Annotated in this window: 14 protein-coding genes; 9 read left to right on the top strand and 5 right to left on the bottom strand. The window is 62.9% G+C overall.

The annotated features are described in order from the left end of the window. Window positions 1-121 precede the first annotated feature (121 nt). Complete coding sequence (locus NKJ17_RS06045) at window positions 122-499, top strand: GFA family protein (RefSeq protein ID WP_352687504.1); 378 nt, start codon at window positions 122-124, stop codon at window positions 497-499. A 31-nt stretch (window positions 500-530) separates the two neighbouring features. Here NKJ17_RS06045 and NKJ17_RS06040 read toward each other — a convergent pair whose 3' ends face one another. Then, entirely contained in the window at window positions 531-974 is a 444-nt protein-coding gene (locus NKJ17_RS06040; protein WP_023675820.1) for an SRPBCC family protein, read from the bottom strand. 169 nt (window positions 975-1,143) lie between these two features. Further along, window positions 1,144-2,388, bottom strand: coding sequence for a DegT/DnrJ/EryC1/StrS family aminotransferase (locus tag NKJ17_RS06035; RefSeq protein ID WP_352687502.1), 1,245 nt, complete (start codon window positions 2,386-2,388; stop codon window positions 1,144-1,146). A gap of 348 nt (window positions 2,389-2,736) precedes the next feature. Between NKJ17_RS06035 and NKJ17_RS06030 the strand changes: the two genes are divergently transcribed. The 5 genes from NKJ17_RS06030 to NKJ17_RS06010 all read left to right on the top strand — a co-directional run bounded on the left by NKJ17_RS06030 (window position 2,737) and on the right by NKJ17_RS06010 (window position 8,064). Next, window positions 2,737-3,711 (top strand): polysaccharide deacetylase family protein, encoded by a 975-nt coding sequence (locus NKJ17_RS06030; RefSeq protein WP_352687500.1) that lies wholly within the window; start codon window positions 2,737-2,739, stop codon window positions 3,709-3,711. 79 nt (window positions 3,712-3,790) lie between these two features. Beyond that, window positions 3,791-4,759: a rhizopine catabolism ABC transporter substrate-binding protein gene (locus NKJ17_RS06025; protein WP_352687498.1), complete on the top strand. Its 969-nt coding sequence runs from the start codon at window positions 3,791-3,793 to the stop codon at window positions 4,757-4,759. Between the two features lie 205 nt (window positions 4,760-4,964). Beyond that, window positions 4,965-6,080: an ABC transporter permease gene (locus NKJ17_RS06020; protein WP_352687652.1), complete on the top strand. Its 1,116-nt coding sequence runs from the start codon at window positions 4,965-4,967 to the stop codon at window positions 6,078-6,080. Between the two features lie 32 nt (window positions 6,081-6,112). Further along, window positions 6,113-6,925 carry an ATP-binding cassette domain-containing protein gene (locus NKJ17_RS06015; RefSeq protein ID WP_352647081.1) on the top strand — a complete coding sequence of 271 codons (813 nt, stop codon included), beginning with the start codon at window positions 6,113-6,115 and terminating at the stop codon, window positions 6,923-6,925. A 32-nt stretch (window positions 6,926-6,957) separates the two neighbouring features. Further along, window positions 6,958-8,064 (top strand): Gfo/Idh/MocA family protein, encoded by a 1,107-nt coding sequence (locus tag NKJ17_RS06010; protein WP_352687497.1) that lies wholly within the window; start codon window positions 6,958-6,960, stop codon window positions 8,062-8,064. A gap of 26 nt (window positions 8,065-8,090) precedes the next feature. On the opposite strand, the gene NKJ17_RS06005 is transcribed toward NKJ17_RS06010, so the two are convergent. Next, window positions 8,091-8,864, bottom strand: coding sequence for a FadR/GntR family transcriptional regulator (locus NKJ17_RS06005; protein WP_254819087.1), 774 nt, complete (start codon window positions 8,862-8,864; stop codon window positions 8,091-8,093). 30 nt (window positions 8,865-8,894) lie between these two features. Further along, the gene (locus NKJ17_RS06000; protein WP_352687495.1) at window positions 8,895-9,896 is read right to left on the bottom strand and encodes a LysR family transcriptional regulator; all 1,002 of its coding nucleotides are present in this window, start codon (window positions 9,894-9,896) and stop codon (window positions 8,895-8,897) included. 110 nt (window positions 9,897-10,006) lie between these two features. Between NKJ17_RS06000 and NKJ17_RS05995 the strand changes: the two genes are divergently transcribed. From NKJ17_RS05995 to NKJ17_RS05985, 3 genes are all read left to right on the top strand, one after another. Then, window positions 10,007-10,621 carry a nitroreductase family protein gene (locus NKJ17_RS05995; protein WP_352687493.1) on the top strand — a complete coding sequence of 205 codons (615 nt, stop codon included), beginning with the start codon at window positions 10,007-10,009 and terminating at the stop codon, window positions 10,619-10,621. Then, entirely contained in the window at window positions 10,618-11,475 is an 858-nt protein-coding gene (locus tag NKJ17_RS05990) for an EamA family transporter (RefSeq protein WP_352687491.1), read from the top strand. Before NKJ17_RS05995 ends, NKJ17_RS05990 begins: the two co-directional genes overlap by 4 nt. A gap of 163 nt (window positions 11,476-11,638) precedes the next feature. Next, window positions 11,639-12,127, top strand: coding sequence for a nucleoside deaminase (locus NKJ17_RS05985; protein ID WP_352687489.1), 489 nt, complete (start codon window positions 11,639-11,641; stop codon window positions 12,125-12,127). A gap of 160 nt (window positions 12,128-12,287) precedes the next feature. Here NKJ17_RS05985 and NKJ17_RS05980 read toward each other — a convergent pair whose 3' ends face one another. Further along, the gene (locus tag NKJ17_RS05980; RefSeq protein WP_352687487.1) at window positions 12,288-12,770 is read right to left on the bottom strand and encodes a MarR family winged helix-turn-helix transcriptional regulator; all 483 of its coding nucleotides are present in this window, start codon (window positions 12,768-12,770) and stop codon (window positions 12,288-12,290) included. Window positions 12,771-12,775: the final 5 nt, after the last annotated feature.

Below are 12,775 nucleotides of genomic sequence, written 5' to 3'. Positions count from 1 at the left end.
ATGGGACGCCGGTCCTTGTTTTTCGGCGTCCGCGCAAAGCGCGCTTCCCAAGGCCGAACCTCCCCGAAAACCAGAAGCATGCCCACCGCCGGTATAGGCGGGCAACGCATTCATCTGAACCATGAGGATTGCCATGAGAACCGCATCCTGTGCCTGCGGGCAACTGAGGATCTCCTGTAACGGAGAGCCACAGCTGGTCGCACAGTGCCACTGCCTCGACTGCCAGAAACGGACCGGCAGCACATACGGCGTCGCCGCCTTCTTTGCGCGCGACAAGGTAGAAGCCGGAGGCGACGCCAGGACCTACAGGCGGTCAGCTGGGAGCGGCCACCACGTCACTTTCCATTTCTGCCCGGGCTGCGGCTCGAGCGTCTTCTGGGAGCCCGAGCGAAAGCCTGAATGGATCGCCGTCGCGGTCGGCTGCTTCGCCGATCCCGCCTTTCCGGCCCCGGCACATGTTGGGTGGGAAGAACGGCGTCATCCCTGGGTTTCCGGTTAGCGACGCCGACCCGCCAGGGCAGCGCTTTATCTTACTGGTTGATCTCGGGTTCAACGAGCTTCGCCAGATTTCGCAGCGACTCCTGCCAGCCGAGATAGCAGGCCTCAACCGGGATGGCGTCTGGAATACCTGCCTGCGTGATATTCACTTCGGTGCCGACCGACACTTTCTTCAATGTCACGGTCACCTCGATCTCGCCGGCCAGGTTGGGGTCGTCGAACCGGTCGGTGTAGCGCAGTTGCTCATTGGGCACGAGCTCGACATATTCGCCGCCGAACGAGTGGCTGTCGCCGGTGGTGAAGTTGCGGAAGGACATTTTGAACGTACCGCCGACTTTCGCCTCGAAGTGATGAACCGTGCAGGTGAAGCCGTTCGGCGGAAGCCATTTCGCAAGTGCATCCGCTTCGAGGAACGCGCGGTAGACTTTCTCCGGGCTGGTTGTCAGAACGCGGTGCAGCCGTACGGTGCCGGGCATATCGTTAATCCTCCGTGTTGGTGATCGATGCCCCCTAGGACGAGCGGAGCCCGGCCTATCCGACACGGGCCTGCGGATTTTTTGGCGGCCGGTTATGCCGGCCGGAATCCTCGGCCGGCCACCGGACAAGGAACTCGACCGCAGGGTAGCAAACCGCGCCGGAACTGGTCTAGTTCACACTGTCGAACTTCTGCAGATCAACCGGTGCCGCCTTGCGCAATTCGATATCATCGAGCGAAGCATTCTCCAGCGCCACCCGCGCCGCCGCGTCGATGTTGTGGATCATGTCCTGAATGTCGGTATCGCTGTGCGCCGGGTTCATGGCGACCATCACGGTGCGGTTGAGGATGTCGAGCGAGCGCTTGCCGAGGTCGTCGGAATAATCCAGCCGCAGGCCCTGGTTCTCGGGCAGTGCGTAAGGATTGAGCGCCGGATGATGCGCGCCTTCATGCATCAGCACCTGGTCCCACTGGGTGAAATTGTGACGGCCGGTCTTGCCGGCAACGACGCTCGGAATGGTCTTTGAAAAAGTCTGCGCCGCCTGCTCGCTCGGCAGCAGGTACATCACCTGTGCGGCGCAATCGTCGTCCGCGCTGTTCATCGGCGACGGCGTCAGCCCAAGATTTCCGAGATGGCGGGTACCGGCCAGCACCGTCTTCTTCTCGGCCCGCATCGCCTCGATGATGCCGTCCAGCCGGTCGAGTTGGACGTTGAGCATCGCCCCCATCAGTTCGGAAGCACGCGCGCCGATGCCGGCGAAGGGTTTGATGCTGTCGCTTCTGCCCTGCCAGTAGAAATGGCAAGGGTCGATGGCGCAGCGCGCCCGCTCCGCCACTTTCGGGTCGCGGGTGGCGATACCGCCGCCCTCACCCGAGGTCATGTTCTTGAAGTAGTTGAAGGAATAGGCGCCGGCATGGCCGATCGAGCCGAGCTTGCGGCCGTCATAGCCGCCGCCGATGCCTTGGCAGACATCCTCCAGCACCAGCAGACCGCGCTTGGCAGCAATGTCCATGATCGCATTCATGTTGCAGGCCGCGCCCCACATATGCACCGGGATGACCGCCCTGGTGCGCGGCCCGATGGCGTCCCGCAAGGCGATGGGATCGATGGTCAGGCTCTCGTCGATGTCGACGATGACGGGAATGGCCCCGACCGAAAGCACCGCGGTCGCGGTCGCCATATAGGTGTGCGCCGGCACCAGCACTTCGTCCCCCGGGCCGATGCCGAGGCCGATCAGGCCGGCGGCGAGCCCATAGGTGCCGCTGGCGGCCAGCGCGAAATGCTCGACGCCAAGATGCTGCGCATAGCGGGCCTCGAAGCGGTCGCATTCGCTGTCCTTGCCGTAACGAAACAGCGCGCCAGAGCGGATCACCCTGGCAATGGCTTCGATTTCCTCTTCGCCGGCGGTGTACATGACAGGCCTCCAAGTTACTTGGTAGTTTGGGTCACTTGATGGTGTGGACAGCTGTAGGCTTGTCGGCACAGTTTGAAAGAACCACTCCGCCGCTATTCGACCAAGCCATCTGCGCCCGGAAAGACGGTTCCTATGAGTGGTTTTGAACCGTGATTGGGGAAATCGGTAGCTAAGTGTCTCAGCCGGCAGGCAAATCGTATCCATCCGAATTCGCCAAAGTGGCCCTGTCGGAAAGCCGGGTTTCGGCGTTCCATTCCGGCCAGTTGGGCAAACGGTTGGTTCCATGAAATACGGGACACACTTTGGAAGACCCTCGAAACCGGTATGCCGGCGGGAAGGCGGCCATTCGTGAACGCCGCCGGCTCCAGCAAACGGATCGTGCTCCACGAGGACGATGTCGGCATGTGCCACGGCGCCAACAGCGCCTTCCTCGAATTGAGCGGGCTGGGTGTCTGCAGTTCCGGCGCGGTGATGGTGCCGTGCCCCTGGTTCCTCGAAATGGCCGAAGGCGCCGCCGCCAACCCCAGCCTTGACCTTGGCGTCCACCTGACGCTGAACAGCGAGAAGCAGCATTACAAATGGCGGCCCTTGACCGCGCCGTCGCGGGCGGCCGGCCTGACCGACGAGTTCGGCTTCTTCTGGCCCGATGTGGCGACCACGCGCCGCAAGGCGGTGCCGCAGGCGGTCGAGGCCGAGCTTCGCGCCCAGATCGACACCGCCTATCGCGCCGGCATCGACGTTACCCATCTCGACGCGCATATGGGCGCGGCATTGTCGCCGGAATTTTGCGACATCTACATCAAGCTCGGGCTGGAATATCAACTGCCCGTGCTGCTGACCAAGACGCTGTCCGCCTATTCCCCCAACGACAATCTGGTCGGCGTTACCGAGGAGGCGTTCCAGCGCGGCGTGGCGCTGGCCCGCGCCGGCGGCTTTGCCATTTTCGACGCCGCGATCCAGACAACCTGGGGCCGGCCGCGTTCCAGGTCGATCGAGCCCGCTTACAAAGCGCTCATCGAGGGTGTGCGCGAGAGCCTGACCTTCTTTTGCCTGCATTGCAACGCGCCCGGTGAACTCGAGCTGATCGAGCCGCGCTCAGCCTATATCCGCACCGAAGAGTACGAGCTGTTCCGCGACCAGGGCTTTCGCGACTGGCTCGCCGCACAGCCGATCGACATCATCGGCATGAAGGCCCTGCGCGAGGAGCTTCGCGCCACGCTCTCGGCCGGGCGATCATCGACAACGGCCCGCGGCAGCAACGCGGGCGAACAGCGACTGGCGTCGGCAAAGGCCCGCAAAGCGGCCACCCGATCCGCGACGTGAGCCGATCGTCGCGGCCGGAAAACGGCGCCAGAGGGATTGGAAGAGAGATTGGAACTGCAACGACAAATGGGAGAATAAGATGAAAACTCTTCTGAAAGCGGCATTGGGCGCCTTCCTCTCGGCGGGCCTGATGACAGGCATTGTGTATGCCGCGGGCCTCAAGGATCCGAAGGACGTCCGCATCACCTTCGTGGTGCACGGGTCGGCATCCGATCCCTATTGGTCGGTGGTCAAGCGCGGCGTCGATGACGCGGCCGCCCTCACCGGCGCCAAGGTCGAATATTACGCGCCGCAGATCTTCGACGTGGTCGAGCAGGCCCGGCTTCTCGACGCCGCCATCGCCACCAAGCCGGACGGCATCGCCGTCTCCATCGCCGACGCCAATGCACTCGGCAAATCGGTCAAATCCGGGCTTGCCGCCAATATTCCCATGGTGGTTCTGGATTCCGGCGAAAAGGAAGGCGCCGAGCTCGGCACGACGCTCTATGTCGGCACCGTTTCCGAATATGATTCCGGCAAGAAGGCCGGCGAGCGGCTGGCCAAGGAAGGCACGCTGAAGGTCGTTTGCATCAATCACGAGGTCGGCAATGTCAGCCTCGACCAGCGCTGCCAGGGCCTCAATGACGGGCTGAAGCCATCCGGCGGCGGCACCGAGGTTCTGGCCGTAGCGCCCGATCCCGCGGACATCCAGCGCCGCACGGAAGCCTATCTGTCGGCACATCCCGACACGCAGGCCGTCTTCGCGCTTGGCGCCACTGCCGCCAACCCGCTGATCCCGATGTTCCGCGACAAGGAACTGTTCGGCAAGCTCAAGCTCTATACCTTCGACATCAGCCCGGAGGTTCTCGACTCTGTCGTCGCCGGCGAAATGGGCTTCGGCATGGACGCCCAGCAATATCTGATGGGCTATCTGCCGGTGATCTATCTGGTCGAGCAGGCGACGCACGGCTTCTGGCCGCAGAACAACGCCTATACCGGACCGTTGTTCATCGATACGCCGGAAAAAGCCAAGGCGATCCTGGCGCTCGCCAAAGAGGGCATCCGCTAATGCATGTCGCGCAAAAGTGTGCAGGGGTTTTGCGGTAACGACATGCATCAAAATTTAAACCAGCGCTCCGACGGAACGGGAGAATGCGCCAAGCGCTCTCCCGTTCGTTCGAAGATTGCGATTTGAGCGATTGGAGAGCCTAGTGGCAGTCGTGGAAGACAAGGCGATATCTCCGGGTGAACTGAAGGCGACCGACCGCTTCGGCATGACGTCGAAGCGCGCCGCCGGCGCCGACGAACGGTTGGCCAGCACCGGCAAGCTGACCCAGTGGCTGCGCCGGCCGGAAGCCGGTGCCGCCGGTGGGCTGCTTGCGACGATCATCATCTTTGCGCTGCTGCCGGGCGCAGCGAACCTCTATTCGCTGCAGGGGTCAATGACCTTCCTGACGCTGTCGGCGGAGCTCGGCATCGTCGCCACCGCGGCAGCACTCCTCATCATCGCCGGCGAGTTCGATCTTTCGGTCGGCTCCATGGTCGGCTTCGCCGGTGTCGTCATCGGGCTGACGGTGAAGTACTGGGGACTGCCGCTATGGGGCGGCATCGCCTGCGCCTTCGCCGTTGCCATCCTCACCGGCTATCTCAATGGCCTGATCGTGGTGAAGACGCGCCTGCCCTCCTTCATCGTCACGCTCGCCACGCTCTATATCCTGCGCGGACTGTCGATCGGCATCACCCGCGCCGTCACCGGCCGCACCCAGATCCCCTACATACTCGAGGGCGCACCGGATCCGGCGACGGCCGGCATTTTCAACGGCCATCTGCTCACCGGCCTGTTCCACTGGATGGGCGCGCAAGGCTGGATCGCCACCCGCAGCGACGGCATCCCGTTCGTCGCCGGCATTCCGATGTCGATCGTCTGGTGGCTCAGCCTGACGGCGCTGGCCGGCTACGTGCTGACCCAGACGAAATACGGCAACTGGATCTTCGCCACTGGCGGCGACCTGATCGCAGCCCGCAACGTTGGCGTGCCGGTCGATCGCGTCAAGATCAGCCTGTTCATCTACACCGCCTGCGCGGCGACGCTGCTTGCCACCATCCAGGTGATGGAGGCGGGCTCCGCCGACACCACGCGCGGCCTGCTCAAGGAATTCGAGGCGATCATCGCCGCCGTCATCGGCGGCGTGCTGCTCACCGGCGGCTACGGCACCGTCTATGGCGTGCTGTTCGGCGCGCTGATCTTCGGGCTGGTGCAGATGGGCATCTTCTACACCGGCATCGACACCGACTGGTTCAAGGTCTTCCTCGGCATCGTCATCCTGATGGCCGTGCTGGTCAACAACTACATCAGGCTGAAGGCGCTCGGCCGCGGAGGTGGCAAATGACCGAACCGGCCCAAATGACCGAACCGGCCCAAATGACCGAACCGGCAATGGAACTGCGCGGCGTCAGCGTCAATTTCGGCTCGGTGCGCGCCCTCCAGAACATCGACATCAAGGTCTATCCGGGCGAGGTCCACTGCTTGCTCGGCGATAACGGCGCCGGCAAGTCGACGCTGATCAAGGTTCTGTCCGGCGTCTATCGGCCGAGCAAGGGCGAAATCCTGGTCGACGGCAAGCCGGTCACTTTCCGCAGCCCGCGCGACGCGCAGGAGCTCGGCGTGGCAACGGTGTTCCAGGACCTCGGCATGATCTCGCTGATGTCGATCACCCGTAACTTCTTCCTCGGCCGCGAGCCGACCAAAAGCAGCCTGCCCTTCTCGCGCATCGACAAGGAGCGCGCCAACACCATCGCCAGGCAGGCGATGGCCGATATCGGCATCGACGTGCGCGATCCGACGCAAGCCGTCGGCACGCTGTCGGGCGGCGAGCGCCAGTCAGTGGCGATCGCCCGCGCCGTGCATTTTGGTGCGCGCGTGCTGATCCTCGACGAGCCGACCTCCGCACTCGGCGTCCACCAGGCGGCGATGGTGCTGAAATTCATCATCGAAGCGCGCATGCGGGGCCTGGCCGTCATTTTCATCAGCCACAACATCCACCATGCCTATCCGGTCGGCGACACCTTCACCCTGCTCAACCGCGGCCGCAATCGCGGTACCTACGCCAAGTCGGAGATCTCGCGCGACGAGGTCATCTCGATCATGTCGGGCGGCGAGGATCTGAAGGCGGTCGAGGCGGAGATTGCCGGCCTGCTCGCCCAGATCGGCAACCGGCCGCCTGCGGCGCCTTGAGCTGACAATCGGACATTGCGGGGAATGATCCAATGAGCAGGATACGCGTCGGGGTCGTCGGCGCCGGCATGATCTCGCAGCTCGAGCATATTCCCAATCTGCTGCGCCTCAGTGAATTGTTCGAGCTGGTCGGGGTCGCCGATCCCTCCAGGATCTCGCGGCAGTTCGTCACCGACACGCATGGCATTGCCAATTTCGAAACGATCGACCAGCTCTTCGACCAAAGCCTCGACGCGGTGGTGATCGGCTCGCCGGACCCGCTACATCACGAACAGGTGCTGGCGGCGCTGGCGGTTGGCCTGCATGTCTTTTGCGAAAAGCCGCTCTGCTATTCGCTGGCGGAAATCGCCGAGATCATCGCCGCGCGCGACGCCGCCAGGAAAATCGTTCAGGTCGGCTATATGAAGCGCTTCGATCCGAGCTACCGGCTGGCGCTCGCTTCGCTGCCTGGAACATCAAGCACGCTGCGCGCGGTCTCGGTGGAAGTGAACGATCCCGACGCCTGGCCGTTCATCACCCACCAGCCCTACAGGCGCGGCACCGATATCCCCAACGACTTGATCGCCGCTGTTGCCGCCAAGCAGAAGCGCCAGGTCGAATACGCCATCGGTGTCCCCGTGACGAAGCTCGCTTTCCGTGGATTTATCGGCGCTTACAGCTCGGCCTTGATTCACGACGTCAACGCCGTCCACGGCCTGCTCGACGCGCTCGGCGTGCCGGACGGCGAGGTCGTCGGCGCGCAGATCTTTGCCAATGGCGACGGCGGCCAGGGCGCCGTCAAGTTGCTGGACGGGCAGGCGCTGTGGACCATGACCCATCTCACCGTGCCCAAGCTTGCCGACTACAAGGAACGGATCACGCTGTTCTTCGACGATGCCAGCCTCGAGCTCGAATTCCCCTCGCCCTGGCTCAACCATCATCCGACCCGGCTGACGGTGACGACCTCGGGCGGTCACATACTGTCGAAGCGTGATTTGCGGGCCGGCTACGCAGAAGCCTTCGTCGAGGAGATGCGTGGCTTCTGGGCGGCCATCGTCAATGGCGACCCCGTCGTCAACCCGCCCGAACACGCCGCCCGCGACCAGGAGCTGCTCCTCGGCCTGACATGGCAGCATCTGGCGACCGCACCCTTCGACTGAGCGCTCAACCTGTAGCCGAACGGCCGCTACCTGGACTTGATGACGCTGTCGGTATTGGCAAGCAGCTTGCGCACCGCATTGCGCGCCGCGTCCGGCCGCTGCAGGCGGATGCTCTTCTCGATTGCCTCGTGCAGCCTCTGCGCATGCTGCAAATCGTCGAGTTCCCGCGTCGTAAAAGCGAACAGATGATCGAAGGCCGATTCGATCAGCACGCCGAGCGGCACCAGCAGATCGTTGCCCGAGGCGCGCAGGATGGCGAGGTGGAACCGCGTGTCGGCGCGCGTGCGCTCCTGCAGATTGGTCGCCTCGCCCATCTCGCGGCAGGCCTGGCTGATCTCGGCCATCTGCTCGTCGGTGCGCCGCATGGCGGCAAAGGCGCTGGCCTCCGGCTCGATGATGTGGCGGAATTCCTGCACGGTCCTGAGGAACACCTCACGATCCGGCGAGGTCGCGTACCAGGCTAGCACATCGCGATCGAGCAGGTTCCAGCGCTCCTTCGGCTCGACCCAGCTGCCGATTTTGGGACGTGACGACAGCAGGCTCTTGGCCATCAGCATTTTGATGGCTTCGCGCACCGCCGAGCGGCTGACGTCGAAGGTCTCGGACCATTTGGCTTCGTTGGGCAGGATGGTTCCCGGCGGATAATCGCCGCGCACGATCCTCAGCCCGATTTCGTTGGCCAGCGACGCGTGAACGCTCGACCCGGGTATGCGCGCCGCATCGGCCCGGCGAATACCGCTCGTGCGTTCGGCGAACGCCTCGGCCGCTGTCTTTCCCTTGTTCGGCTTCGCGTCCTGCATAGCTCCACAAAGTCCGGATTTGGAGGCGTGTCAAGGAGATGAAATCGACTGCAATATCTCAGTTTGGTTTTCCGCCTCAGTCCCCTCCCCGACACCGCGCTTTGCCGAGCGCTCCCGCCGGAGCGGCACAAACAGCTTCTCTTTGTTCCGATTGAATTCCTCGATTAGGAAATCAAGGAAGACGCGGATTTTCGGGGCAAGATGCTGCCGTGCCGGATAGACCGCGTAGAGCGTGGTTTCGACCTTTTCCCAGTCATCCAGAGCCGATTTCAGCCGGCCTGCTTTCAGGTCGCTCTCGACATAGGGATAAGGGATCAGGCTGACGCCGAAGCCGGCGCGCAGCGCATCGCGCACGGCAAGGCTTGACGAGACCGTGTATCGTCCGTCGATGGCGATCCGCTCGACGCGGCCGTCCTTGCGGAATTCCCATATGTCCGCGTGTCCCGAGAGGCTGAACCGGATGCAATTGGCCGCCTTCAAATCGGCAGGCGTCTTGGGCCGGCCATGCTCCTCGAAATAAGACGGAGCTGCGCAAAGCACGTGCGGCATGACCGCAAGCTTTCTCGCGACCAGGCTGGAATCCTCGAGATTGTCGCTGCCGCGAATGGCCAGGTCAAATCCCTCCCGCACGATATCGACGCGCCTGTCGTCAAGATGCAGATCGAGTTTCAAATCGGGATAGCGCGATAGAAACGCGGGGATGGCAGCCGAAAGCCGCGTCAACGTGACAGTCATCGGCGCGCTGACCCGCAACGTGCCGCTCGGCGCCGTCTTGATCGGGCCGAGGACCTGGTCGGCCCTGGCAAGCGCATCGAGCCCCTGCGTGACATGCTCCAGATAGATTCTGCCTTCTTCGGTCAGGGCCATGCGCCGCGTTGTCCGGTTGATGAGCCGCACCCCCAGATGCGCCTCCAATTCGGCGATGTTCTTGCTGACCGCGGGAGGAGAGAGACCGAGCCGCCGTCCGGCTTCGGCAAAGCTGTTCAGTTCCGCCACATGGCGGAAAACCTGCAACGCAGTCAGGCGATCCATGTCATAATTCTCTTCTAGTAAACAATGTCTTTCAATTATCGCGCATTATCGCTCGTTGGTAAATTCTCTATCTGCTATCCGAACGGCTTGCTCAATTTCGGAATGACATGATGACCAACCCCACAATCTCCCTGATCGAGCGGCGCATGTCGGCCAATCGGTTCGATGCCTCGCACGCATTGACGGATGCCGAGGTCGAGGAACTGGCACGCCTCGCAACGCGCGCGCCAAGCGCCTACAACCTTCAGAATTGGCGGTTCATCGCCGTGCGGACGCCGGAAGCAAAGGCGCGGTTGCGCAGCGTGGCCCATGGCCAGGCCAAGGTGCAGGAAGCAGCGGTCACCTTCGTCATCTGCGGCGTACTGCCCGACCACGCTGCCCTCAATGCCAGGCTCCGTCCTTTCGTGGAAGCCGGCTTCATGCCGGCGGATATGGCTTCGGGCTGGCGGGAGGGCGCCCGCGCCCAATATGCCGATCCTCTAGCGGCCCGCGACGAGGCGGTGCGCTCGGCAACGCTCTGCGCTGCAACGCTGATTTTCGCGGCCGAAGCGCTGGGGCTCGTCTCCGGTCCGATGGCCGGCTTCGATGCCGAAGGCGTGGCGCGCGAGTTTGGCCTTGGGCGCAATGAAGTGCCGGTGATGCTCATCGCAGTCGGCCGCGCCGCGCCCGGAAACTGGCCGCAAAAGCCCCGCCGCCCTCTTGCCGAAGTGCTGGAAATCTTATGAAAACGCGCCGTTTCGATCTGTTGCTTACAGCCATTGCGCCGGCGATATGGGGCAGCACCTACATCGTCACCACCGAGTTCCTGCCCAACTTTTCGCCGATGACGGTCGCAATGCTGCGTGCCTTGCCCGCCGGATTGCTGCTGCTGGCGATCGTTCGGCAACTGCCAACCGGCATCTGGTGGCTGCGCAGTTTCGTCCTCGGAGCCCTCAACATCTCGATCTTCCTGAGCATGTTGTTTGTCGCCGCCTACCGGCTTCCGGGCGGGGTCGCGGCGACCGTGCTGTCGGTCCAGCCATTGATTGTGATTTTCCTCGCTGCTGCCCTGCTTGCCAGCCCTGTCCGCCGGTTGGCGATTGTCGCCGCCCTTGTCGGAATCGCCGGTGTTGCATCGCTGGTGCTGACCCCGAACGCGACGCTCGATGCGGTCGGCGTTGCCGCCGGCCTCGCCGGGGCGGTCTCAATGGCCTTCGGAAGCGTGTTGAGCCGCAAGTGGCAGCCGCCAGCATCGCTGCTCGCCTTTACGGCATGGCAACTGACTGCCGGTGGTCTCCTTCTCGTTCCGGTGGTCCTGCTTTTCGAACCACCCATCCCGTTCCCGACCGCGGCCAACCTGCTTGGACTGGTGTGGCTCGGCCTGATCGGTGCGGCGCTGACTTATGTCCTCTGGTTCCGGGGCATTGCGCGACTCGAATCTTCGGTGGTGTCATCGCTGCTTTTCCTCAGCCCGGTGACCGCCGTGCTGCTTGGATGGGTATTCCTGGATCAGACGCTGACCTTGCCTCAGATCGCCGGCGTCGTTTTCGTCATCGGCAGTATCTGGCTGGCTCAACGGCCCAATGGCAAGGAGTCCTGATGCATGTCGCGCACAAGTGTGCAGCGGTTTTGCGATAGCGACATGCATCAAAACAAGAACCGAAAGCGCGTCGCATGAGGCCGGTCGAACGCGCGCGTTTTAGGCCGCCGACTTGTGTCGGCGGATCGTTCGGCACTATGGTCAAGCGGCGGAGGGTCTGCCGATGCCACAACGCCCTTATGATGAGCGCCTGCTCCGTCAGGCGTTCGAAGTTGCGCGCAAGGCCCGCGATGCTGGCGAACATCCCTTTGGTTCGCTCCTCGCCGACAAAGACGGCAATGTGCTGCGCGAGCAGCCCAACGCTTACAAAGCCGGCGGCGGCGACCGCACGGCTCATGCCGAAAGGCTGCTGGCCTCGTGGGCGGGGATGAATGTCAGTCTCGAAAAGCTGGCCTCCTGCACACTCTACACGTCGGCCGAACCTTGCGCGATGTGCTCCGGGACAATCTATTGGGCGGGCATCGGACGGGTCGTCTTTGGGCAGAGCGAACACGACCTCAAGCGGGTGACGGGTGCACATGTCGAGAACCCCACACTCGACTTGCCCTGCAGGATCGTCTTCGAAGCCGGGCAGCGTCCGACCGAAGTCGTCGGCCCGCTGCTTGCCGATGAAGCGGCGCAACTCCAGGCCGAATTCTGGAACGACAAGTAGGGTCAGGACTCGTTGATTCAGAGACAGGGGTGACTGCTGACTGGACCACGACTTGAAGCAATTCCAGGAAAAGTGTGAAACGATTTTCCGCCCGGAATTGCCTCAAAACAAAAAATATAGATCGGTTCGGCGTTTCCGTGAACGACAAAACAGTTCTAATTCAAAGGCCGGTGAGCAATTTCTTAAGTAGAGCATTAAGAGTTTCCTGCTCCGCCGGCGTCAGCACGGAGATTAATTGCTCTTCGAGCGCAACCATTGGACCGATCAAATCGTCTATCGCGCGCTTGCCGCCGGTCGTCAGCGCAATTTGCTTGCCGCGCCGGTCGTTGGGATCGGGGCGTCGTTCAACCAGCCCAGCGCGCTCCAGCCGGTCCAGGCGGCTGGTCATGCCGCCCGAGGAGATCATTGCCGATTCGTAGAGCTGAGTAGGTGAAAGCATATAGGGTTCACCGGCGCGCCTGAGCGGCGTGAGCACATCAAACTCACCCACATTCAGGCCTGCTTCTTGGAGCAACGGGTTCATGTGATCGCGGATAACCCGCGCGGCGGCATCAAGCAGACGACCTACCGTTTCAACAGGTAACGACGGAAGATCGGGGCGCTCGCGGGCCCATTGCTTAGCTGCGGCCTCGGCGCGATCCATGGCAA

The organism is Mesorhizobium sp. M0208 (assembly GCF_040322015.1).
Taxonomy (GTDB): Bacteria; Pseudomonadota; Alphaproteobacteria; order Rhizobiales; family Rhizobiaceae; genus Mesorhizobium.
The sequence above is the reverse complement of the archived record's forward strand: the minus strand, read 5'-3'. Positions and strand labels throughout refer to the sequence as shown.

Coding starts and splice junctions, on each gene's coding strand:
- NKJ17_RS06010 (WP_352687497.1), top strand. CDS start 6,958: ATGAGCAGGATACGCGTCGGGGTCGTCGGCGCCGGCATGATCTCGCAG.
- NKJ17_RS05990 (WP_352687491.1), top strand. CDS start 10,618: ATGAAAACGCGCCGTTTCGATCTGTTGCTTACAGCCATTGCGCCGGCG.
- NKJ17_RS06015 (WP_352647081.1), top strand. CDS start 6,113: ATGACCGAACCGGCAATGGAACTGCGCGGCGTCAGCGTCAATTTCGGC.
- NKJ17_RS06035 (WP_352687502.1), bottom strand. CDS start 2,388: ATGTACACCGCCGGCGAAGAGGAAATCGAAGCCATTGCCAGGGTGATC.
- NKJ17_RS06045 (WP_352687504.1), top strand. CDS start 122: ATGAGGATTGCCATGAGAACCGCATCCTGTGCCTGCGGGCAACTGAGG.
- NKJ17_RS05980 (WP_352687487.1), bottom strand. CDS start 12,770: ATGGATCGCGCCGAGGCCGCAGCTAAGCAATGGGCCCGCGAGCGCCCC.
- NKJ17_RS06005 (WP_254819087.1), bottom strand. CDS start 8,864: ATGCAGGACGCGAAGCCGAACAAGGGAAAGACAGCGGCCGAGGCGTTC.
- NKJ17_RS05995 (WP_352687493.1), top strand. CDS start 10,007: ATGACCAACCCCACAATCTCCCTGATCGAGCGGCGCATGTCGGCCAAT.
- NKJ17_RS05985 (WP_352687489.1), top strand. CDS start 11,639: ATGCCACAACGCCCTTATGATGAGCGCCTGCTCCGTCAGGCGTTCGAA.
- NKJ17_RS06025 (WP_352687498.1), top strand. CDS start 3,791: ATGAAAACTCTTCTGAAAGCGGCATTGGGCGCCTTCCTCTCGGCGGGC.
- NKJ17_RS06040 (WP_023675820.1), bottom strand. CDS start 974: ATGCCCGGCACCGTACGGCTGCACCGCGTTCTGACAACCAGCCCGGAG.
- NKJ17_RS06020 (WP_352687652.1), top strand. CDS start 4,965: ATGACGTCGAAGCGCGCCGCCGGCGCCGACGAACGGTTGGCCAGCACC.
- NKJ17_RS06000 (WP_352687495.1), bottom strand. CDS start 9,896: ATGGATCGCCTGACTGCGTTGCAGGTTTTCCGCCATGTGGCGGAACTG.